Source organism: Candidatus Sodalis pierantonius str. SOPE, from assembly GCF_000517405.1.
GTDB classification, from domain to species: Bacteria; Pseudomonadota; Gammaproteobacteria; order Enterobacterales; family Enterobacteriaceae; genus Sodalis_C; species Sodalis_C pierantonii.
In genome coordinates this window covers 2,729,699-2,749,672 of record NZ_CP006568.1, presented here as the reverse complement: position 1 = coordinate 2,749,672, position 19,974 = coordinate 2,729,699, and the positions used below count along the sequence as shown (strand labels likewise).

Annotated in this window: 15 protein-coding genes, 1 tRNA gene and 4 pseudogenes; 13 read left to right on the top strand and 7 right to left on the bottom strand. The window is 54.6% G+C overall.

Annotated elements, in window-relative coordinates:
• The first annotated feature begins 469 nt into the window (after positions 1-469).
• The 6 genes and pseudogenes from SOPEG_RS13920 to SOPEG_RS24915 all read left to right on the top strand — a co-directional run bounded on the left by SOPEG_RS13920 (position 470) and on the right by SOPEG_RS24915 (position 4,178).
• Entirely contained in the window at positions 470-883 is a 414-nt protein-coding gene (locus SOPEG_RS13920) for a winged helix-turn-helix domain-containing protein (protein ID WP_025245801.1), read from the top strand.
• 27 nt (positions 884-910) lie between these two features.
• A complete protein-coding gene (locus SOPEG_RS13915) occupies positions 911-1,318 on the top strand; it encodes a hypothetical protein (protein ID WP_025245800.1) in 408 nt (135 codons plus the stop codon).
• Positions 1,319-1,590: 272 nt separating this feature from the next.
• Entirely contained in the window at positions 1,591-1,818 is a 228-nt protein-coding gene (locus SOPEG_RS13910; RefSeq protein WP_025245799.1) for an oligosaccharide flippase family protein, read from the top strand.
• Between the two features lie 60 nt (positions 1,819-1,878).
• Positions 1,879-2,802, top strand: coding sequence for an IS5-like element ISSoEn1 family transposase (locus tag SOPEG_RS13905; RefSeq protein ID WP_025243834.1), 924 nt, complete (start codon positions 1,879-1,881; stop codon positions 2,800-2,802).
• A 130-nt stretch (positions 2,803-2,932) separates the two neighbouring features.
• Positions 2,933-3,857 (top strand): annotated as a pseudogene (locus tag SOPEG_RS13900) (IS5 family transposase).
• 39 nt (positions 3,858-3,896) lie between these two features.
• The gene (locus SOPEG_RS24915) at positions 3,897-4,178 is read left to right on the top strand and encodes an ATP-grasp fold amidoligase family protein (RefSeq protein ID WP_081743015.1); all 282 of its coding nucleotides are present in this window, start codon (positions 3,897-3,899) and stop codon (positions 4,176-4,178) included.
• 40 nt (positions 4,179-4,218) lie between these two features.
• Here the strand turns inward: SOPEG_RS24915 and SOPEG_RS13885 are convergent.
• Positions 4,219-5,426, bottom strand: a pseudogene (locus tag SOPEG_RS13885) (IS256-like element ISSoEn2 family transposase).
• Positions 5,427-5,940: 514 nt separating this feature from the next.
• On the opposite strand from SOPEG_RS13885, the gene SOPEG_RS13880 reads away from it, so the two are divergent.
• A tRNA-Ser gene (locus SOPEG_RS13880) sits at positions 5,941-6,030 on the top strand.
• Positions 6,031-6,088: 58 nt separating this feature from the next.
• On the opposite strand, the pseudogene phoH reads toward SOPEG_RS13880, so the two are convergent.
• Positions 6,089-6,899 (bottom strand): annotated as a pseudogene (gene phoH / locus SOPEG_RS13875) (phosphate starvation-inducible protein PhoH).
• Between the two features lie 660 nt (positions 6,900-7,559).
• Here phoH and putA point away from each other — a divergent pair.
• On the top strand, positions 7,560-11,507 hold the full coding sequence (putA, locus tag SOPEG_RS13870; protein ID WP_025245794.1) for a trifunctional transcriptional regulator/proline dehydrogenase/L-glutamate gamma-semialdehyde dehydrogenase: 3,948 nt from the start codon (positions 7,560-7,562) through the stop codon (positions 11,505-11,507).
• A 307-nt stretch (positions 11,508-11,814) separates the two neighbouring features.
• On the opposite strand, the gene SOPEG_RS13865 is transcribed toward putA, so the two are convergent.
• Positions 11,815-12,498, bottom strand: coding sequence for an ATP-binding protein (locus tag SOPEG_RS13865; RefSeq protein WP_038468790.1), 684 nt, complete (start codon positions 12,496-12,498; stop codon positions 11,815-11,817).
• A gap of 138 nt (positions 12,499-12,636) precedes the next feature.
• Here SOPEG_RS13865 and SOPEG_RS30625 point away from each other — a divergent pair, with 138 nt between their 5' ends.
• The 3 genes from SOPEG_RS30625 (at position 12,637) to SOPEG_RS13850 (ending at position 13,625) form a co-directional block, all read left to right on the top strand.
• The gene (locus tag SOPEG_RS30625; RefSeq protein ID WP_025245792.1) at positions 12,637-12,837 is read left to right on the top strand and encodes a transcriptional regulator; all 201 of its coding nucleotides are present in this window, start codon (positions 12,637-12,639) and stop codon (positions 12,835-12,837) included.
• A 169-nt stretch (positions 12,838-13,006) separates the two neighbouring features.
• The gene (locus SOPEG_RS30620) at positions 13,007-13,234 is read left to right on the top strand and encodes a LexA family protein (protein WP_335333753.1); all 228 of its coding nucleotides are present in this window, start codon (positions 13,007-13,009) and stop codon (positions 13,232-13,234) included.
• Between the two features lie 136 nt (positions 13,235-13,370).
• Entirely contained in the window at positions 13,371-13,625 is a 255-nt protein-coding gene (locus SOPEG_RS13850; RefSeq protein ID WP_025245791.1) for a CsbD family protein, read from the top strand.
• Between the two features lie 261 nt (positions 13,626-13,886).
• Here SOPEG_RS13850 and SOPEG_RS13845 read toward each other — a convergent pair.
• Positions 13,887-14,237 (bottom strand): annotated as a pseudogene (locus SOPEG_RS13845) (trehalose-6-phosphate synthase); the annotation flags it as partial.
• Between the two features lie 70 nt (positions 14,238-14,307).
• Between SOPEG_RS13845 and SOPEG_RS13840 the strand changes: the two are divergent.
• A complete protein-coding gene (locus SOPEG_RS13840) occupies positions 14,308-15,516 on the top strand; it encodes an IS256-like element ISSoEn2 family transposase (RefSeq protein WP_025245789.1) in 1,209 nt (402 codons plus the stop codon).
• A 164-nt stretch (positions 15,517-15,680) separates the two neighbouring features.
• On the opposite strand, the gene SOPEG_RS13835 is transcribed toward SOPEG_RS13840, so the two are convergent.
• The gene (locus SOPEG_RS13835) at positions 15,681-16,604 is read right to left on the bottom strand and encodes an IS5 family transposase (RefSeq protein ID WP_025244160.1); all 924 of its coding nucleotides are present in this window, start codon (positions 16,602-16,604) and stop codon (positions 15,681-15,683) included.
• Positions 16,605-16,745: 141 nt separating this feature from the next.
• Between SOPEG_RS13835 and SOPEG_RS13830 the strand changes: the two genes are divergently transcribed.
• Positions 16,746-17,390 carry a BUD32 family EKC/KEOPS complex subunit gene (locus SOPEG_RS13830; protein ID WP_148297085.1) on the top strand — a complete coding sequence of 215 codons (645 nt, stop codon included), beginning with the start codon at positions 16,746-16,748 and terminating at the stop codon, positions 17,388-17,390.
• 55 nt (positions 17,391-17,445) lie between these two features.
• On the opposite strand, the gene pyk is transcribed toward SOPEG_RS13830, so the two are convergent.
• Positions 17,446-18,888, bottom strand: coding sequence for a pyruvate kinase (gene pyk / locus SOPEG_RS13825; protein WP_025245787.1), 1,443 nt, complete (start codon positions 18,886-18,888; stop codon positions 17,446-17,448).
• Between the two features lie 168 nt (positions 18,889-19,056).
• Positions 19,057-19,914, bottom strand: a complete 858-nt coding sequence (locus SOPEG_RS13820; RefSeq protein ID WP_025245786.1) for a MurR/RpiR family transcriptional regulator — start codon at positions 19,912-19,914, stop codon at positions 19,057-19,059.
• Positions 19,915-19,974 lie beyond the last annotated feature (60 nt).

Here is a 19,974-nt window from a genome sequence, read left to right as displayed (position 1 = left end):
TTATTTTTCTATTCTTAAGCTGAGAACACCATTCTCTAGCGATAATTTCATTATTTGTGTGAAAACATGGAAAATCATTAGGTTGAATATTTTAGATTGAATTTCATAAATTCAGCCAAAAACCCATTGCAAAATAATTTTTTTTCTGCCAATTATCACGGTACAAATATCATACAAGATCCTTTTGCCGTTATGGTTAATCTGCGGCCGCGTGTAAGCGTTAGCCGAAAACTAAAAAAGAATAATTTGACTATAAAATTAAGAATAATTACCCTAACAGCTTAGTAAACCTTCAACTAACTTTGATTAGCCTTAACAACCGCTCATCTTCATAGGAGGATTTATGTATCGTTACGCTTAAAAGAAATGAAAATCTTGCCATCTAATTAAATTATTTGAGTTTTCATTTTCATGTATAGCTTATGAGAAAGCATTACGATAAGAAAAAAAATATCTGAGGTACTTTTAAATGAAACTTACTGAAACTATCACTATCGATAATCTTGATGTGAAAGTCGCCCCGGATTTGCAGACCCGACTTCGTTGGAAAGAGTACCAAATATTGCGTTTATTGGTTGAAAACTCCCCGAAAGCCGTTACGCGCGGGGAGTTCGTAAACCGCATTTGGAAAGGCACCTATTGCTCTGATTCTACTATTAATCAAACGATAAAATCGATTCGCAAAAAAATTGGCGACAAAGAACACGAAATAATAAAAACTGTCCCGCGCGTTGGCTATATTATCGAAGAAAAACATCGGCTTGATATGCACTCCAGCCCACCTTTCGCTTTCCCCGGCACGGGCGCGGGTCCCGCCGTCGACGATCGGCCGCAACCTCTGCCAGTTGATACGGCGTCAACGGCGCCGCCGGCCCCACAGTAGGCCTCCAAGGTCGTAGATGAACTCTATATGGACCCTTCCGATCATGCCGAGCCCGTATGGGCGTTACCCGCGCATGCCAAAACCCCCGCCGACCTTTATCGTGATGCTTATCCCGATAAAAGCTTGCAGGGAATGGGGGTCTGGCGGTACCTGTTTTCTCTGGCACAACGGCGCTATTATCAGAAACGTAAAATATTTATTTTATGTCTGACATTCTGTGTTTTATTGACTGCGGCCCTGACTTTTTTATTTGACGGGGACACCCCGCTTGCTGCCAGACAAGATGACAATACAAAATGGAACGACTATAGCACATTATCTGTCACCTGTTCGGTAAATGACAACCCTGTATTACTTCACGCCAACCGATGCATAAGCGCCACGGGCGGCTTGGAAGATGCCTATTTTTACTGTAACCCCAGCGCGGCACGATAACCTCTCTAGCCACAGGCTACAAAAACCCGCTACGGCGGGTTTTTTTATATGAAATTGGACTGTCTTGGATTTCATGTCAGGATGAGATGAAATGAGCGGATGAAATGACCTTATCTAAAATAGATTTCACCTTGATTTCAGTTGTCGAGCCCAATAGCAAGATATAGTTATATGACATCAGCGCGAAATATTCGTCACCGCAGCCTGGCGTAAGCGTCGCAGTTGACAATCGAGCTCTGCGATTTACTTGTACTCATTATGAAATGGTAACTATGGCGGCGATTATTTTTAATACGTTCTGGATCATCCTTGAAAAATTATGTTTTGCCGGGGAAGGAATCATTTCTGCCATGTTTGTCGCCCGCTATTTGGGGCCGGCTAGTTTTGGCTCTTTTAGCTACTTGTTTTCTATCGTCATCCTGATTATGTCTTTCGTACAATTGGGCAGCGACAACATTCTTTTCAATCGTATTGCGGCTTTGTTGGGCTTTGTTGAATAAATCGAACTTTTAGGTGACTGGCGGCTCTGATCACTACATTCGTTTCAACATCAGGTCCCCATGGCAAAGCAAAAGTTTAAAATCACCAACTGGCCCGCATATAACAATGCGCTCAGGCAGCGGGGGGACCTGACAGTATGGCTTGATGAGTCAGCCATTGCTGCATGGACTGAGAGTACACCACCTGAACATCGTGGCCGGCCGCTTCACTACACCGATATGGCCATTACCACGGTTCTGATGATAAAGCGCGTGTTTAACCTTTCGCTCCGGGCGTTACAGGGTTTCGTTGACTCGATTTTTAAACTGATGGGGCTGTCGCTGCGCTGCCCAGATTACTCTCTGGTCAGCCGGCGAGCAAAAACCGTCGACATCAGCATAAAAACGCCAACCCGCGGCGAAATCTCACACCTGGTCATCGATGGCACCGGCCTGAAAATCTTCGGCGAAGGCGAATGGAAAGTCAGGCAGCATGGGGCTGAGAGGCGCAGAGTATGGCGCAAGCTTCATCTGGCAGTAGATAGCGCGACACATGAAATTATCTGTGCCGATTTATCGCTAAGCGGTACGACAGATGCGCAGGCGCTGCCCGGGCTGATTAACCAAACCCACCGGAAAATCAGGGAAGCGTCGGCTGACAGTGCTTACGATACGCGTTACTGTCATGATGCTCTGCTGAGGAAAAAAATAAAGCCGCTTATCCCACCGCGAAGTGGTGCGCAATATTGGCCAGCTCGATACCATGAGCGTAACCATGCGGTGGCAAATCAGCATCTGAGCGGCAATAACGATACCTGGAAAAAGAAAGTAGGTTATCACCGGCGTTCACTGGCTGAAACGGCCATGTTCCGGTTTAAAATACTTCTGGGTGGTCATCTGAGTCTGCATGACTATGACGCGCAGGTAGGTGAGGCTATGGCAATGGTCAAAGCGCTTAACCGGATCACGTTGTTAGGAATGCCAAACAGCGTCCGCATCATGTAACAATCGCCCTGATAGGGAGGAAGTCGTCACAAATTTCGGATTTATTCAACAAAGCGGCTTTGTTGAATAAATCGAACTTTTAGGTGACTGGCGGCTCTGATCACTACATTCGTTTCAACATCAGGTCCCCATGGCAAAGCAAAAGTTTAAAATCACCAACTGGCCCGCATACAACAATGCGCTCAGGCAGCGGGGGGACCTGACAGTATGGCTTGATGAGTCAGCCATTGCTGCATGGACTGAGAGTACACCACCTGAACATCGTGACCGGCCGCTTCACTACACCGATATTGCCATTACCACGGTTCTGATGATAAAGCGCGTGTTTAACCTTTCGCTCCGGGCGTTACAGGGTTTCGCTGACGCGATTTTTAAACTGATGGGGCTGTCGCTGCGCTGCCCAGATTACTCTCTGGTCAGCCGGCGAGCAAAAACCGTCGACATCAGCATAAAAACGCCAACCCGCGGCGAAATCTCACACCTGGTCATCGATGGCACCGGCCTGAAAATCTTCGGAGAAGGCGAATGGAAAGTCAGGCAGCATGGGGCTGAGAGGCGCAGAGTATGGCGCAAGCTTCATCTGGCAGTAGATAGCGCGACACATGAAATTATCTGTGCCGATTTATCGCTAAGCGGTACGATAGATGCGCAGGCGCTGCCCGGGCTGATTAACCAAACCCACCGGAAAATCAAGGAAGCGTCGGCTGACAGTGCTTACGATACGCGTTACTGTCATGATGCTCTGCTGAGGAAAAAAATAAAGCCGCTTATCCCAACCGCGAAGTGGTGCGCAATATTGGCCAGCTCGATACCATGAGCGTAACCATGCGGTGGCAAATCAGCATCTGAGCGGCAATAACGATACCTGGAAAAAGAAAGTAGGTTATCACCGGCGTTCACTGGCTGAAACGGCCATGTTCCGGTTTAAAACACTTCTGGGTGGTCATCTGAGTCTGCATGACTATGACTCGTAGGTAGGTGAGGCTATGGCAATGGTCAAAGCGCTTAACCGGATCACGCTGTTAGGAATGCCAAACAGCGTCCGCATCATGTAACAATCGCCCTGATAGGGAGGAAGTCGTCACAAATTTCGGATTTATTCAACAAAGCGTCGTTTCGGCGCTCATCGCCGGGACGTTTTCGACGAAAACTGGCAGCGCACCGATATTCGTATGGGATTACAAAATAGCCCGGTACCGATGGCGAAGCCGAAACATCTTTCCCTCATGACCTCGCTTGCCAAGCGGATAGCCAAAGATTTCTCATATTTGCGCATCGACTTTTATGAGGCCAACGACAAAATCTACTTCGGTGAATTGACCTTTGACCCCCGGCGGAGGGCTGTGCCGTATCTATCCAGAGGAAATACAGCATAAGTGGGGGAGCCCGTACCGGATTCTGTGTAAATGCCTTTTCTCAGAAGTGACCGTCCAGGCGGTCACCGAACTCGATAATAAAGCGGCTCATTGCCATGCGCCAGTCCCTCAAAGGCATTGTCCATTTCTGTGAGGCCGCCTGTATCGCCAGCCACACCACCTTTTTCACTGCGTCGTCGGTCGGGAACACCTTGCGCTTTTTGATGGCATGCCGGATCACGCTGTTTAACGACTCGATGGCGTTGGTCGTGTAGATCACCTTGCGGATGTCCGTTGGGTAGGCAAAGAACGTGGCCAGATTGGCCCAGTTTGCCTGCCAGCTTCGATTTATTTGCGGGTAGCGGATGTCCCAGGCACTGGAGAACGCTTCCAGCGCCTGCAAGCCGGCTTCTTCCGTAGGGGCCTGATAAATAGCTTTCAGGTCGCGGGTGACGGCCTTGTAGTCCTTCCAGGAGACGAACCGCAGGCTGTTGCGCACCATATGCACGATACACAGCTGGAGCCGCGCCTCCGGATACACCGCGTTAATAGCGTCAGGGAAACCTTTCAGCCCGTCTACGCAGGCGATAAGGATATCGTTCAGGCCGCGGTTTTTCAGCTCTGTCAGCACGTTCAGCCAGAACTTTGCGCCTTCATTTTCGGCCAGCACATACCTAGCAACTCTTTCTGGCCTTCGATGTTGATGCCCAGCGCCAGGAACACAGATTTGTTGATGATGCGGCTGTCCTGCCGGACTTTTAGAACGATACAGTCAAGATAAACAATGGGATAGACTGCATCCAGAGGCCGGTTTTGCCATTCGACAACCTGCTCCATGACCTCATCGGTGACCTTTGAGACCAGCGCCGGCGAGACATCGGCGTCATACAGCTCTTTGAACGCGGCGGCGATCTCGCGGGTGGTCATCCCTTTGGCGTACAACGATAAAATCTGGTTATCCATCCCGGTAATCCGGGTCTGGTTCTTCTTCACCAGTTGCGGTTCAAAGGAACCGTCACGATCGCGAGGAGTACGCAGCGCCAGCGGGCCATCGCCAGTGGTAACGGTTTTTGTGGAATAGCCGTTGCGGGCGTTGGTCCCCGGTTTAGGCTGATTTTTATCGTAGCCGAGGTGATGGGTCATTTCGGCATTGAGAGCTGCTTCGACGCTGATTTTTTTCAGCAGCCGATCGAAGTGACTGAGATCTTCAGGGGTTTTGAGATTTTTGGCCAGTTCGTTAGCCAGAGCCTGCAACTGTTTTTCGTCCATAAATTAACCTGTTTTTGATGTTGGATTGAACATATCAAAATCAGGCAAATACACAAATTTCTAAACAGGCTTAAGTGGAGCAGTTTCTTCATTGATTAACAGGCCAGCCCAACAGCCGGTGAAACGCCGCAATCATGCCTTCGCCGCTTATTCCGGGCGTGTTCAACCGGGAACCGCATCACTCGCCTATTTATTCAAAGCGTAAGTGCGGTTTCCTCTTTTAACAAGCATGCAGCTTGAAGCGGTTCAATGTTGATTTACTCCCCTGCCCTGCCTCGGCAAGCAGTAATGCCTTTTGCCCGTTTTGCTAGATTACGATGCAGTCCTTATGGTGTAATGGCCGGCAATTTGCCAACGGGATCGCGCAGCCATCGCGGGCGCGGCAATAGCCATCAATGATAAATCGAATAAGCGCTCACGCCGTGAGCAATCAGTATTTGTGGCCAAAATTATACTTGACCGTAAACGGGCGAATCCCTATAGTAGCGCCCCGTTGACCCAGCGGTTAACGCGTGGTGAGGTGTCCGAGTGGCTGAAGGAGCACGCCTGGAAAGTGTGTATACGCGAAAGTGTATCGAGGGTTCGAATCCCTCCCTCACCGCCAGAATGACAATAAGAAAGCCCGGGTGCAAACCCGGGCTTTTTTTCGCTTTAAATCACCGTTAGCCGTAAGCGCTCAGGGTACGCTGACACAGCGCTGACCGCACGCAGTCCTGCTGGCTGAAACGAATGATAGCGATCATGTCATCATCCTCCTGGAACCGTTCCAGCGCGTCCGCCAGCCCGGATTTTACCCCGCGCGGCAAATCGCATTGCGTCACGTCGCCGTTAACGGTGACCGTGACATTCTCGCCCAACCGGGTCAGGAACATCTTCATCTGATTGACCGTCACATTCTGCGCTTCGTCCAAAATGACTACCGCATTTTCAAACGTTCGGCCGCGCATGTAGGCAAAGGGCGCGATTTCCACCTTGCCGATTTCCGGACGCAGACAATACTGCATGACGCAGACAATACTGCATAAAGGACAACCCTAGGCGCCGCAGCAAAATGTCATAGACCGGACGGAAATACGGAGCGAATTTCTCGGCGATATCGCCGGGAAGAAACCCCAGATCCTCGTCCGCCTGCAACACGGGCCGGGTAACGATTATCCGCTCAACCTCTTTATGAATTAACGCTACCGCCGCCTTGGCGGCGCTTAGGAAAGTTTTACCGCACCCGGCTTCACCGGTGGCAAAGATCAACTGTCTGGTTTCAATGGCCGTCAGGTACTGCTCCTGAACCTCGTTACGCGCTTCTATCGCCGATGTATCGCGGCTGTCGCGCGCCATGCCGATTGATTCAATCCCGCTCATATGAACAAGAGAAGTGACCGAGTCCTCTTCACGCATTTTGTGGTTGCGTGACTCACGACGAATGACTCGTTTTGCTTCACGACGAGCTTTGATCACTGCTTTTTGTCTTCCCATAGTGGCACCTTACAGTTTGTTCACTCTCCACATGGACCAGGCCATGTGATTACGCTTCACATACAGATGAGGTTGCGGCTTCCTTCAAGCTATAGAGAGCCAATGGAGAAGGTGATGGGTCTGCGCGACCGCTGGTAAACGCACGGCGCTGTGGGTCTTTCACCGGGGGTAAAAGGGAACAGATCCGGTATCCTAACGAGATGACGAAAGGGAAATAAGGGGGAAAAGGGGTCTCGAAGCGGTATCCACCGATGCATCGGGGGGTAATTGATAAGGAATGATGTTCAGTATTCAGCCCGTAGCAGGACACTGTCATTAGCGATCCCCATTGTAACCGTGACAACGACACAGTAGAAACGCCGCTTGTTACCTTCAGTATAATGACATTGCTACAGATTGCCGTCCCAATGCAACTTTTTTTTCATTTAAGTTGCCGTTAACCGCGCGTCATTATTGGCGGCGCCCCCGTTGGAACCCACCGCGCTACCGATTAAGGCCACTAATGCATCTAGTAAAGCTCGGCTGTCGTTCCCGCCACAAGGCGTGATCACAAGCGCAAAACGGCCGTTAACCATCGAGTAATCCTCCGTTTACAGGGTTGCACTAAGTTGCAACATTAGCGATAGTATGGACACATTTGACAGGCGGAACGGGAAGAGTATGGGTACAACCACAATGGGCGTGAAATTGGACGATGTGGCGCGTGAACGCATCAAACAGGCGGCGCGCCAACTTGATCGCACGCCACACTGGCTGATTAAGCAAGCCATTTTCCATTACCTTGATGCGTTGGAACAAGGTGCAACCTTTGCCCTGCCGCTTCCGGCTGCGCAGGCGGAAGCGGACGATGCGGCAAAAGACACCGAAGAGCCGCGCCAGCCGTTTATCGACCTGGCAGAGCAGATCCTGCCGCAGTCGATAACGCGGGCCGCCGTCACCGCCGCCTGCCGCCGACCGGAAACCGAGGCGGTGCCCTGGCTCTTAGAGCAGGCGCGGCACCCGGCGCCGATGGCGGAATCCATTCAGACGCTGGCGGGCAAACTGGCCCATCAGTTGCGCCATCAAAAGCGCCGCGGCGGCCGCGCGGGAATGGTCCAGGATCTGTTGCAGGAGTTTTCCCTCTCCTCCCAGGAGGGCGTCGCGCTAATGTGCCTGGCCGAGGCGCTGTTGCGAATCCCGGATAAAGCCACACGCGATGCCTTGATTCGGGACAAAATCAGCAACGGCAACTGGCAAACCCATCTGGGCCGCAGCCAGTCGCTGTTCGTCAATGCCGCGACCTGGGGGCTGTTGTTTACCGGCAAGTTGGTCGCGACCCACAATGAAGCCAGCCTGTCGCGCTCCCTCAATCGCATCATCGGCAAAAGCGGCGAGCCCCTCATCCGCAAGGGCGTCGATATGGCCATGCGGCTCATGGGCGAACAGTTCGTGACCGGCGAACACATCGGCGAGGCGCTGGCCAATGCGCACCGCCTGGAACAACAGGGGTTCCGCTACTCCTACGACATGTTGGGGGAAGCCGCACTGACGGAGGAAGACGCCCAGGCCTACCTGCTTTCCTACCAGCAGGCGATCCACGCCATCGGCAAGGCCTCCAGCGGCTGCGGTATTTACGAGGGACCGGGGATTTCCATCAAGCTTTCCGCGCTGCATCCGCGCTACTGTCGAGCCCAATATGAACGTGTGATGACGGAGCTTTATCCGCGGCTGTTGCGCCTTACCCTGCTGGCGCGGCAATACGATATCGGCCTGAATATCGACGCCGAGGAAGCCGACCGGCTGGAGATTTCCCTCGATTTACTGACCAAACTTTGCTTTGAACCAGAGCTGGCGGGCTGGAACGGCATCGGCTTCGTCATTCAGGCTTACCAGAAACGCTGCCCGCAAGTGATCGATGAGCTGATTGATCTCGCCAAGCGCAGCCAGCGCCGCCTGATGATAAGGTTGGTAAAAGGCGCTTATTGGGACAGTGAAATTAAACGCGCGCAAATAGAAGGGTTAGAGGATTATCCGGTATTTACCCGCAAGGTTTATACCGACCTTTCCTATCTTGCCTGTGCGCGCAAATTGCTCTCCGTGCCCCACTATATTTATCCGCAGTTCGCCACCCACAATGCCCACACCCTGGCGGCGATTTACCATTTCGCCGGCCAAAATTACTACCCGGGCCAGTACGAGTTTCAATGTCTGCACGGCATGGGCGAGCCGCTTTATGAGCAGGTGGTGGGCAAAATCGCCGATGGCAAACTCAACCGACCCTGCCGGATATACGCCCCCGTCGGCACGCATGAAACGCTGCTGGCCTATCTGGTGCGGCGTTTGCTGGAAAATGGCGCCAATACCTCGTTTGTCAATCGCATCGCCGATACCACCGTGCCGCTGGAGCAGCTCATCGCCGATCCGGTGCAGGAGGTGACCGCGCTCGCGGCGCGAGAAGGACGTGCGGGCCTGCCCCATCCGAAGATCCCTTTACCGCGCGATCTATATGGCCCGCAGCGGCGCAATGCCGCCGGCCTGGATCTGGCCAATGAGCACCGTCTGGCGTCCCTATCGGCCGCGTTGCTTAATAGTGAACACCAAACCTGGCGGGCCGCTCCGGTCATCGTCGGAGAGACGAGCGACGGGCCGCTGCATCCGGTGCGTAATCCGGCGGACAGTCGGGATGTCGTGGGTGAATGCCGATCCGCCATGCGTGAAGAGGTGACGCAGGCGCTGGCCGCCGCCGCTCATCACGGTGCGCTCTGGTCCGCCACCCCGCCCGCCGAACGCGCCGCGGTGCTGCAAGAGGCCGCTAACCGTCTGGAAGCGGAGATGCAGCCGCTCATCGGCCTGCTGGTGCGTGAGGCGGGCAAGAGTTTTAGCAATGCCGTGGCTGAGGTGCGCGAGGCGGTGGATTTCCTACGCTACTACGCCTGTCAAATAGCGCGGGATTTTGATAACGACAGCTACCGTCCGCTCGGGCCGGTGGTGTGTATCAGCCCCTGGAATTTCCCGCTGGCGATTTTTACCGGCCAAATCGCCGCCGCGCTGGCGGCGGGAAATACGGTATTGGCCAAACCGGCGGAGCAAACGCCGCTGATTGCCGCCAGGGCGGTAGCGCTGATGCTGGAGGCCGGCGTGCCTGAAGGCGTGCTGCAACTGCTGCCCGGCGAGGGGGAAACCGTCGGTGCCGCGCTGGTGGCGGACCCGCGCGTTCGGGGGGTCATGTTCACCGGCTCGACGCAGGTGGCCAGACTGCTGCAGAATACCCTCGCCGAGCGGCTGGATCCGCAGGGTCGACCGATACCCTTGATCGCCGAAACCGGCGGTCTTAACGCCATGGTGGTGGACTCTTCCGCGCTGACGGAACAGGTTGTCACCGACGTCATGGCCTCGGCCTTCGACAGCGCCGGCCAGCGCTGTTCGGCGCTACGGTTGCTGTGTATTCAAGACGATGTCGCCGATCGGACATTGCGTATGCTGCGCGGCGCCATGGCTGAATGCACGCAGGGCAACCCGGAACGCCTTGCCACAGATGTCGGCCCGGTTATTGACGCCAGCGCCAAAGCGACCATCGATAACCACATCGCCGCTCTGCGCGAGCGGGGCCATGCCGTCTGGCAAACCGATGCACCCGATGCCGCCTGTGGCGCCCAGGGCACCTTCGTGCCCTTAACCCTGATAGAACTTAACAGCGTCGACGAGCTTACCGAGGAGATCTTTGGGCCGGTGCTGCATGTGGTGCGCTATCGGTGCAGCGAGCTCGATAGCATCATCGACAAAATTAACGGCAGCGGTTACGGCCTCACGTTAGGGCTGCATACCCGTATAGATGAGACTATCCACCGCGTGACCGAGCGGGCGCACGTCGGCAATTGCTACATCAATCGCAATATCGTCGGCGCCGTGGTGGGCGTTCAGCCGTTTGGCGGCGAAGGGTTGTCGGGAACCGGTCCTAAGGCCGGTGGCCCGCTGTATCTTTACCGCTTACTGTCCCAGCGACGTGATGATGCGGTACTGCCCGCGCTGCAGGCGCTGGATGCGGTGCAGGCACCGGATTTCAGCCGACGGGAAGCGTTACAGCAGGCGCACCCTGCCCTGGTCGCCTGGCTGGAAACGCATCATCCGACGCTTGCCGCGCCCTGTCGGCGCCTGGGCGAGATATCCCAGGCCGGCAGCGTGCGTTTGCTTACCGGCTCCACCGGTGAACAAAACATCTATCGGCTGCTGCCGCGCGAGCGCATTTTGTGCCTCGCGGACCAGGAGCCTGACCTGTTGATACAACTGGCGACGGTAACCAGCATTGGCGCCCGGGCGCTGTGGGCGTCGTCGTCGTCGTGCCGCCGGCTGTTCGCCGCGTTGCCCGAGCCTGTCCAGCAGCGTATCACGCTGCTGGCGGACTGGCGCCAGGAGAACGTCACGCTGGATGCCGTGCTGTTTCATGGTGACTCCGATCAATTGCGAAGTTTGGCACAAACGCTTGCCGCGCGTCCTGGCCCGTTGATAGCGGTACAAGGTTACGCACGCGGCGACAGCCAGATCGCGCTGGAACGGTTGTTAATCGAACGCGCAATCAGCGTCAATACCGCCGCCGCGGGCGGTAATGCCACACTGATGACTATCGGCTAAAGGGGATGGTTGCCTGCGCCTCATAGGGACGCATCCTGTGCCTAAACGTCCTCTGGACGAGCCACGGGCGCGTCCCCCGATTGTGGCGCGTCGTGCCCCCGCGTACGCGCAGGCCCTACGCACCGCACACACTGCAGGTCGTATTGGCACTGCTGGGGAGGGGGGGTAATGTGCCGCCCGCCCCGCTCCCAGGCGCTCACACACCTGATGCAGCTTGCGCGGATGCCCAGCGCAGGCCTGCGCCACCCGCCATTTCAGCCGTTCCACCATAAAAAGTCCGAAGGACGTCAGACAAAGAGAAATGAATTCATAGCCGTTCTCCAGCGTAAAGAGATGCCAGCTTGACGGGCAACAGATGACGAGTAAACGCTTCACCGGCGCCAAACACCCCCTCCGGCTGCTCCCCGCGGGCGACCAGGATCATTTTCACCGGGCATGCCCGATCCGCCAGTTGCTTGAACAGGGTGAGAAAACCGCGCCGCTCTTCGATACGCGCCATCTCGATAATCAACCATACGGGCGATTGCAGACGTTCTCCCCACGCCTCCAGCGCCGTCACCACCGTCGCATTGTCCTCAATGGCCGCCGCGCACTGCTGCTCGACAGCTTTCTTTTCAAATTTTACGCCGCTGCCCGCCAGCGAAAACCGAGCGCCGAAAACCGATTCATGGCGCCGACTCATACCGCTATCGCCAAGCGTAAGCGCATGTTTCATCAGTCTTAACAGCGTTGAACCCGGTTCGCAGCTAATTTTGACCGGCGGGCAGCGCAACCTATGATGCGCCACCAGCGTATGGGCTAACGACGTTTTTCCGATGCCGGCAGCGCCATACACCAGCGCATGGCGCCCCGGTGCGCTCAGCGCCTGTTCAAGCAAACGCCATTCCCACTGGCGGCCGCATAGGCCCTGCGAATGGGCCACCGGCGTGGAGGGATGCACCACCTGATACAGCCCGAAAAAGAACTCTTCTTCAGTTAGCGTATTGAGCATACCCACCTCTCCCTCACGGCCATAAAACAGGAATACCTGATAATAGCCACGGAATACAGTTTAATCTGTATTAAAAACCCGCTAATCGGGGTTGTCAAATACAGTTTTGGCGGTATCATATCTTTCAGGAGGACAAAGATGACTTTAGCTGAACGCGTTAAAAAACGATGGCGGCAACTGGGCCTGGTGCAAGTGAAAGCGGCCGATCTTGCCAGTATTCGCCAGCAATCCTGGGGCAGTATTGAAGAGGGCAAAACCAGCAAGCCGCGCAACATCGTCGGCATCGCTCGTGCTCTGCAGTGCAGCCCCGTTTGGTTAATGAACGGGGCCCCCTGCTAAGCCGCGCCGAAGTCGGCAGCCGGAAGATCCCGCTGATATAATGTGGTACAGGCGGGTGCCTTTGCCGAGAAAGCGCCCATCACCGGCGTTGATGGCGATTTTGAATATGTGCTAATCGATATGAATTGGTCCAACGAGGCGTTCGCCCTCAAATATCGAAGGCGATTCTATGGCGCCGTCGTTCCGTACCGGCGATGTGGTTATTATCGACCCGGACATCGAACCGCACCCGGGAGAGTTCGTGGTGGCGGAAAACGACGATCATGAAGCCACGTTCAAGAAATACCGGCCGGTGTCGTTCGATGCCCAAGGTGAGCAGGTGTTTGAACTCGTCCCGCTTAATACCGATTATGCGTTCCGATACCCTGCCTATCCGTGTTATTGGCACCATGGTTGAGCATCGGATCTACCGGCGCAAGCGCTGATGGCGCAAGACGAGAGACGCCTTTAGCTTGCCGCTTTGCCCCGGCTCCTGCAAAACCGCCATTTTGGTCTATATTTAAAGCGTTTCCACTTGGCAAAGGACGAGAACTATGTACGATAAAGCCAAAGATAAAGTTGAAGAATTCGCGGGGAAAGGCCAGGAAGCGTTTGGCAAAGCAACGGACGATGATTCTCTCACTCTTGAAGGGAAAATACGTCAAAAAGCCGCTCAGGCGTCTTATACCTTTAATGATTATGTCGACAGCGTTAAAGAAAAGACCAGCAAAGATCCGGTGCCTGCGCTGCTTATAGCCGGCGGCGTCGGGTTCCTGTTGGCAAAAATTCTGGGCTCAAGCCGTCGATAAGCCTCATCGCCCGGCAATGATAACCGGCACGCCTGCCTGCCACGTGGCCGGTTTTTTTTCGCCCAGCTAACATGACAGTGTCACTTAACCCTACTGCTACTTTTGAAGAGGTATTGACTACCGCGGGCGGCACTGAGGTGAACAGGATGAAAGCCCTTCGCAATTATTTACGAAGGCAGGCTCCGCGTCTCGCGGCCCTGAGTCGGGCGTCATGGACCCGCCATCCTGGTCTACGCCAGGATGGCGGTACGGGTTATCGCGTCACGCCAGAGACGGTCTGCCCGACCTGTTCAGTTTTGGCGGGGATTTTTTTAAATCGATCAAGAAAGACTGCCGCCAATGCACAATGTCGTTCTTTTTGATCACCGCCATCATTTCCTGAAAGCGCGCCTTGCGCTCGCCGAGCGGCATGCTGAGGGCTTTATCCAACGCGGCGACGACGCCGTCGCGGTCGTAGGGATTAACCAACAGCGCCGAGGTAAGCTCGTTGGCCACACCGGCAAAACGGGAGAGGATCAGCACGCCGGGATCCTCAGGATTTTGTGAAGCGACATACTCCTTGGCAACCAAATTCATCCCGTCGCGCAGCGGCGTTACCAGCCCTACCTCAGAGCCTGTTTAGAAATTTGTGTATTTGCCTGATTTTGATATGTTCAATCCAACATCAAAAACAGGTTAATTTATGGACGAAAAACAGTTGCAGGCTCTGGCTAACGAACTGGCCAAAAATTTCAAAACCCCTGAAGATCTCAGTCACTTCGATCGGCTGCTGAAAAAAATCAGCGTCGAAGCAGCTCTCAATGCCGAAATGACCCATCACCTCGGCTACGATAAAAATCAGCCTAAACCGGGGACCAACGCCCGCAACGGCTATTCCACAAAAACCGTTACCACTGGCGATGGCCCGCTGGCGCTGCGTACTCCGCGCGATCGTGACGGTTCCTTTGAACCGCAACTGGTGAAGAAGAACCAGACCCGGATTACCGGGATGGATAACCAGATTTTATCGTTGTACGCCAAAGGGATGACCACCCGCGAGATCGCCGCCGCGTTCAAAGAGCTGTATGACGCCGATGTCTCGCCGGCGCTGGTCTCAAAGGTCACCGATGCGGTCATGGAGCAGGTTGTTGAATGGCAAAAACGGCCTCTGGATGCAGTCTATCCCATTGTTTATCTTGACTGTATCGTTCTAAAAGTCCGGCAGGACAGCCGCATCATCAACAAATCTGTGTTCCTGGCGCTGGGCATCAACATCGAAGGCCAGAAAGAGTTGCTAGGTATGTGGCTGGCCGAAAATGAAGGCGCAAAGTTCTGGCTGAACGTGCTGACAGAGCTGAAAAACCGCGGCCTGAACGATATCCTTATCGCCTGCGTAGACGGGCTGAAAGGTTTCCCTGACGCTATTAACGCGGTGTATCCGGAGGCGCGGCTCCAGCTGTGTATCGTGCATATGGTGCGCAACAGCCTGCGGTTCGTCTCCTGGAAGGACTACAAGGCCGTCACCCGCGACCTGAAAGCTATCTATCAGGCCCCTACGGAAGAAGCCGGCTTGCAGGCGCTGGAAGCGTTCTCCAGTGCCTGGGACATCCGCTACCCGCAAATAAGTCGAAGCTGGCAGGCAAACTGGGCCAATCTGGCCACGTTCTTTGCCTACCCAACGGACATACGCAAGGTGATCTACACGACCAACGCCATCGAGTCGTTAAACAGCGTGATCCGGCATGCCATCAAAAAGCGCAAGGTGTTCCCGACCGACGACGCAGTGAAAAAGGTGGTGTGGCTGGCGATACAGGCGGCCTCACAGAAATGGACAATGCCTTTGAGGGACTGGCGCATGGCAATGAGCCGCTTTATTATCGAGTTCGGTGACCGCCTGGACGGTCACTTCTGAGAAAAGGCATTTACACAGAATCGTGTACAGGGTCCGAAGAGCGCACCCGCCTCAGCCACTCTCGTATCCAACAGCGCCGCGCTGACCTCCTATGCTTTCCCGACGCGGCGCTTTGTTGAATAAATCCGAAATTTGTGACGACTTCCTTCCTATCAGGGCGATTGTTACATGATGCGGACGCTGTTTGGCATTCCTAACAGTGTGATCCGGTTAAGTGCTTTAACCATTGCCATTGTCTCACCTACCTGCGCGTCATAGTCATGCAGACTCAGATGACCACCCAGAAGTGTTTTAAACCGGAACATGGCCGTTTCAGCCAGTGAACGCCGGTGATAACCTACTTTCTTTTTCCAGGTATCGTTATTGCCGCTCAGATGCTGATTTGCCACCGCATGGTTACGCTCATGGTATCGAGCTGGCCAATATTGCGCACCACTTCGCGGTGGGATAAGCGGCTTTATTTTTTTCCTCAGCAGAGCATCATGGCAGTAACGCGTATCGTAAGCACTGTCAGCCGACGCTTCCCTGATTTTCCGGTGGGTTTGGTTAATCAGCCCGGGCAGCGCCTGCGCATCTGTCGTACCGCTTAGCGATAAATCGGCACAGATAATTTCATGTGTCACGCTATCTACTGCCAGATGAAGCTTGCGCCATACTCTGCGCCTCTCAGCCCTATGCTGCCTGACTTTCCATTCGCCTTCGCCGAAGACTTTCAGGCCGGTGCCATCGATGACCAGGTGTGAGATTTCGCCGCGGGTTGGCGTTTTTATGCTGATGTCGACGGTTTTTGCTCGCCGGCTGACCAGAGAGTAATCTGGGCAGCGCAGCGACAGCCCCATCAGTTTAAAAATCGAGTCAACGAAACCCTGTAACGCCCGGAGCGAAAGGTTAAACACGCGCTTTATCATCAGAACCGTGGTAATGGCCATATCGGTGTAGTGAAGCGGCCGGCCACGATGTTCAGGTGGTGTACTCTCAGTCCATGCAGCAATGGCTGACTCATCAAGCCATACTGTCAGGTCCCCCCGCTGCCTGAGCGCATTGTTATATGCGGGCCAGTTGGTAATTTTAAACTTTTGCTTTGCCATGGGGACCTGATGTTGAAACGAATGTAGTGATCATAGCCGCCAGTCACCTAAAAGTTCGATTTATTCAACAAAGCCCCGACGCGGACGACGTGTGCTTTGTCAGCAGGCGACACCCATCATATCGCCGCTATCGACCGTTTTTTGGCACGTATTGCGGGTAAACCGATTGATCAACAGGTGATAGCCAAAGGCAAAGAGATCGGGCAGGGATCTTATGGCTCCGCATATAGAATCGGCGCCTTTGTGGTTAAAATTCCCCGCAATAAGGATAGTGTCTGGATTAATTTTGCGGGCATGCCGAACGCACATCCCATACGTGTTCAACATTACCTGAACAAAGCCAATAATCAGCCTGATTTTGCCCGCGCCGGCGTGATGAGTGACAAACACGGCGACCCGGTGGACGTCCTGGTCACGAAATATATTGCCGGCAGCACCTTAGAGGATTTATCCGACGAGGAAAAAGGCAATGTGCTGCGTACCAGGGCGCTACTGCTGCTCGATTCACGCGAACTCTATATGCATGATGCCGAGGTGGTGGGTAATATCCTGATCCAGAGTGACGGTTGCATCTATTTTATTGATGCCGATCAGATGGTAATCGCACAACGACAGCGTCTGGCGCGCACGCCGTCATTTGCCATCGACGTATTGGAAGATGCGCTGGAGAGATACTACCAAATAATGACCAAACTGGCGTTAAAACGCGGCCGTCGCGATGACGAATATCGGACCCGTCTGTCTGCGTTACGTGCAATCCGCGGGCGGTCCGTGGTGCACGAATAATGCCGCGATGGGCATCACGGCCGCTCGACGCGGGCCGTGATGCGTTTGCCTTGGGTTATTCCACGCGTAGGATGCGGCTGGTATTGGTGGTGCCAACCATGTCCATCACGTCGCCCTGGGTGATGATCACCAGATCCCCCGAGACCAGAAACCCCTTGTCGCGCAGCAAATTGGTGGCGTGGGTCGCCGCCGCCACGCCGTCGCAATCGCCGTCAAAGTACACCGGCGTCACGCCACGATAAAGCGCGGTCAGGTTCAGGGTATGCTCATGACGCGAGAGGGCAAAAATCGACAGGCCCGAGCTAATACGGGACATCATTAGCGCGGTGCGGCCCGATTCCGTCATTGAGATAATGGCGGTGATGCCCTTGAGGTGATTGGCGGCGTACATCGCCGACATGGCGATGGCTTCTTCGATATTGTCAAATTGCACGTCCAGCCGATGCTTGGACACATTAATGCTGGGGATCTTCTCCGCCCCCAGGCAAACGCTGGCCATGGCCGACACCGTTTCGGCGGGATACTGCCCCGCGGCGGTTTCGGCCGACAGCATCACCGCGTCGGTGCCGTCAAGCACCGCGTTGGCGACGTCCATGACTTCGGCGCGCGTGGGCATCGGGTTGGTTATCATTGATTCCATCATCTGGGTGGCGGTAATCACGGCGCGGTTAAGGGTGCGGGCGCGGCGGATCAGTTTCTTTTGAATACCCACCAGTTCAGGATCGCCGATTTCAACCCCTAAGTCGCCGCGGGCCACCATCACCACATCCGAGGCGAGGATTATATCGTCCATAGCTTCCTCGCTGGCCACGGCTTCGGCGCGCTCGACTTTCGATACGATTTTGGCATAGCTGCCCGCGTCACGCGCCAGGCGGCGCGCATAGTTCAGATCCTCGCCGGTGTGGGGAAAGGAAACCGCCAGGTAATCGACGCCGATTTTGGCGGCGGTAATGATATCGGCCTTGTCCTTCTCGGTCAGCGCTTCAGCGGACAAACCGCCGCCGAGCTTGTTGATGCCTTTATTGTTGGACAGCGGACCGCCCATCGTCACTTCGGTGTAAACCCGGATACCCTGCACCTCCAGCACTTTGAGCTGCACGCGGCCATCATCCAGCAGCAGGAGATCGCCGGGCACCACATCGTCAGGCAAGCCTTTATAGTCAATGCCCACCCGTTCGCGGTCGCCCTCGCCGCGGCCTAATGACGCATCGAGCAGAAATTTGTCGCCGACGTTCAGGAAAATTTTCCCTTCCCGAAACGTCGAAACGCGGATCTTCGGCCCCTGTAAATCGCCGAGTATCGCGATGTGCCGGCCGAGACGGGCCGAGATTTCGCGCACTTTCTGCGCGCGCAGGAGATGATCTTCCGCGCTGCCGTGTGAAAAATTGAGGCGAACGACGTTGGCGCCGGCGGCGATCACTTTTTCGAGATTATTATCGCGATCGGTGGCGGGGCCGAGAGTGGTGACAATTTTGGTTCTTCTTAGCCGTCTGGACATGGATAACTCCGTTGACTTGGGCAATGGTGTTGTTGCAACAAAAAGAGTGCTCCGGCGGGGCGCCAGACCGTTGGCCGGTCCCCGCGGCGGATAATCCCTGTTGATAAAAGCCTTTTCGCGGCGGTCAGGCCGCCGGAGAAGGCGCGAAGGTTCCCCTGGATGCCTTCGTTAAAGTCCTAGTTCCGTTTTATCAAAGCACGATTCTTTCAGGGCGTCCTTGACCCGCTTCAAGTTATCCCGGAATTTTGCGCCGCGCCGCAGCGTAAAGCCGGTTGCCAGGACATCGATCAAGGTTAACTGCGCCAGGCGCGATGTCATCGGCATAAACATGTCGGTATCTTCCGGCACGTCCAGCGCCAGGGTCAATGACGCTTCCAGCGCCAGCGGCGAGCGCGGCGAGGTGATGGCGATAACCGTAGCATCATTCTCCCGCGCCAGCGCCGAGAGTTCTACCAGCATTTTGGTGCGGCCGGTATGAGAAATCAGCACCACGACATCGCCTTCGCTGGAATTCATGCAGCTCATGCGCTGCAAGACGATATCCTCCGAGTACACGACCGGGATATTGAAACGGAAAAACTTGTTCATCGCATCATGCGCCACCGCCGCCGAGGCGCCAAGACCAAAAAAAGAAATCTTCTTGGCTTGGGTAAGTAAGTCCACCGCACGGTTCACCGTGGCGATATCCAGGCTGTTTTTGACCTGCTCCAAACTTGCCATCGCTGACTCGAAGATTTTGTGGGTATAGGAATCCACGCTATCATCTTCATCCACGTTACGGTTTACATACGGCGTCCCGTTCGCCAGACTCTGGGCGAGATGCAATTTAAAATCAGGATAGCCTTTGCTTCCTAAACGGCGGCAAAAACGGTTGACGGTTGGTTCGCTGACATCCGCCGTGCGCGCGAGGATGGCGATGCTGGAATGGATGGCGGTTTGGGGGGAGAGCAGGATGACTTCCGCGACCTTACGTTCGGATTTACTCAGTAACTCCAGATGAGTATTGATCTTTTCCAACATGTTCATAAGTGTATAGCTCATGGATTTTGCCGATTTCACACAAAGGAGAAATCATTACCGATTTAA

Excerpts from the sequence above, each read along its gene's own strand:
- SOPEG_RS30620 (WP_335333753.1), top strand. The coding sequence starts at position 13,007 with ATGGCGCCGTCGTTCCGTACCGGCGATGTGGTTATTATCGACCCGGAC.
- SOPEG_RS13910 (WP_025245799.1), top strand. The coding sequence starts at position 1,591 with ATGGCGGCGATTATTTTTAATACGTTCTGGATCATCCTTGAAAAATTA.
- SOPEG_RS30625 (WP_025245792.1), top strand. The coding sequence starts at position 12,637 with ATGACTTTAGCTGAACGCGTTAAAAAACGATGGCGGCAACTGGGCCTG.
- SOPEG_RS13920 (WP_025245801.1), top strand. The coding sequence starts at position 470 with ATGAAACTTACTGAAACTATCACTATCGATAATCTTGATGTGAAAGTC.
- SOPEG_RS13835 (WP_025244160.1), bottom strand. The coding sequence starts at position 16,604 with ATGGCAAAGCAAAAGTTTAAAATTACCAACTGGCCCGCATATAACAAT.
- SOPEG_RS13915 (WP_025245800.1), top strand. The coding sequence starts at position 911 with ATGGACCCTTCCGATCATGCCGAGCCCGTATGGGCGTTACCCGCGCAT.
- SOPEG_RS13865 (WP_038468790.1), bottom strand. The coding sequence starts at position 12,498 with ATGCTCAATACGCTAACTGAAGAAGAGTTCTTTTTCGGGCTGTATCAG.
- SOPEG_RS13820 (WP_025245786.1), bottom strand. The coding sequence starts at position 19,914 with ATGAACATGTTGGAAAAGATCAATACTCATCTGGAGTTACTGAGTAAA.
- SOPEG_RS13850 (WP_025245791.1), top strand. The coding sequence starts at position 13,371 with ATGTACGATAAAGCCAAAGATAAAGTTGAAGAATTCGCGGGGAAAGGC.
- pyk (WP_025245787.1), bottom strand. The coding sequence starts at position 18,888 with ATGTCCAGACGGCTAAGAAGAACCAAAATTGTCACCACTCTCGGCCCC.
- SOPEG_RS13905 (WP_025243834.1), top strand. The coding sequence starts at position 1,879 with ATGGCAAAGCAAAAGTTTAAAATCACCAACTGGCCCGCATATAACAAT.
- SOPEG_RS13840 (WP_025245789.1), top strand. The coding sequence starts at position 14,308 with ATGGACGAAAAACAGTTGCAGGCTCTGGCTAACGAACTGGCCAAAAAT.
- putA (WP_025245794.1), top strand. The coding sequence starts at position 7,560 with ATGGGTACAACCACAATGGGCGTGAAATTGGACGATGTGGCGCGTGAA.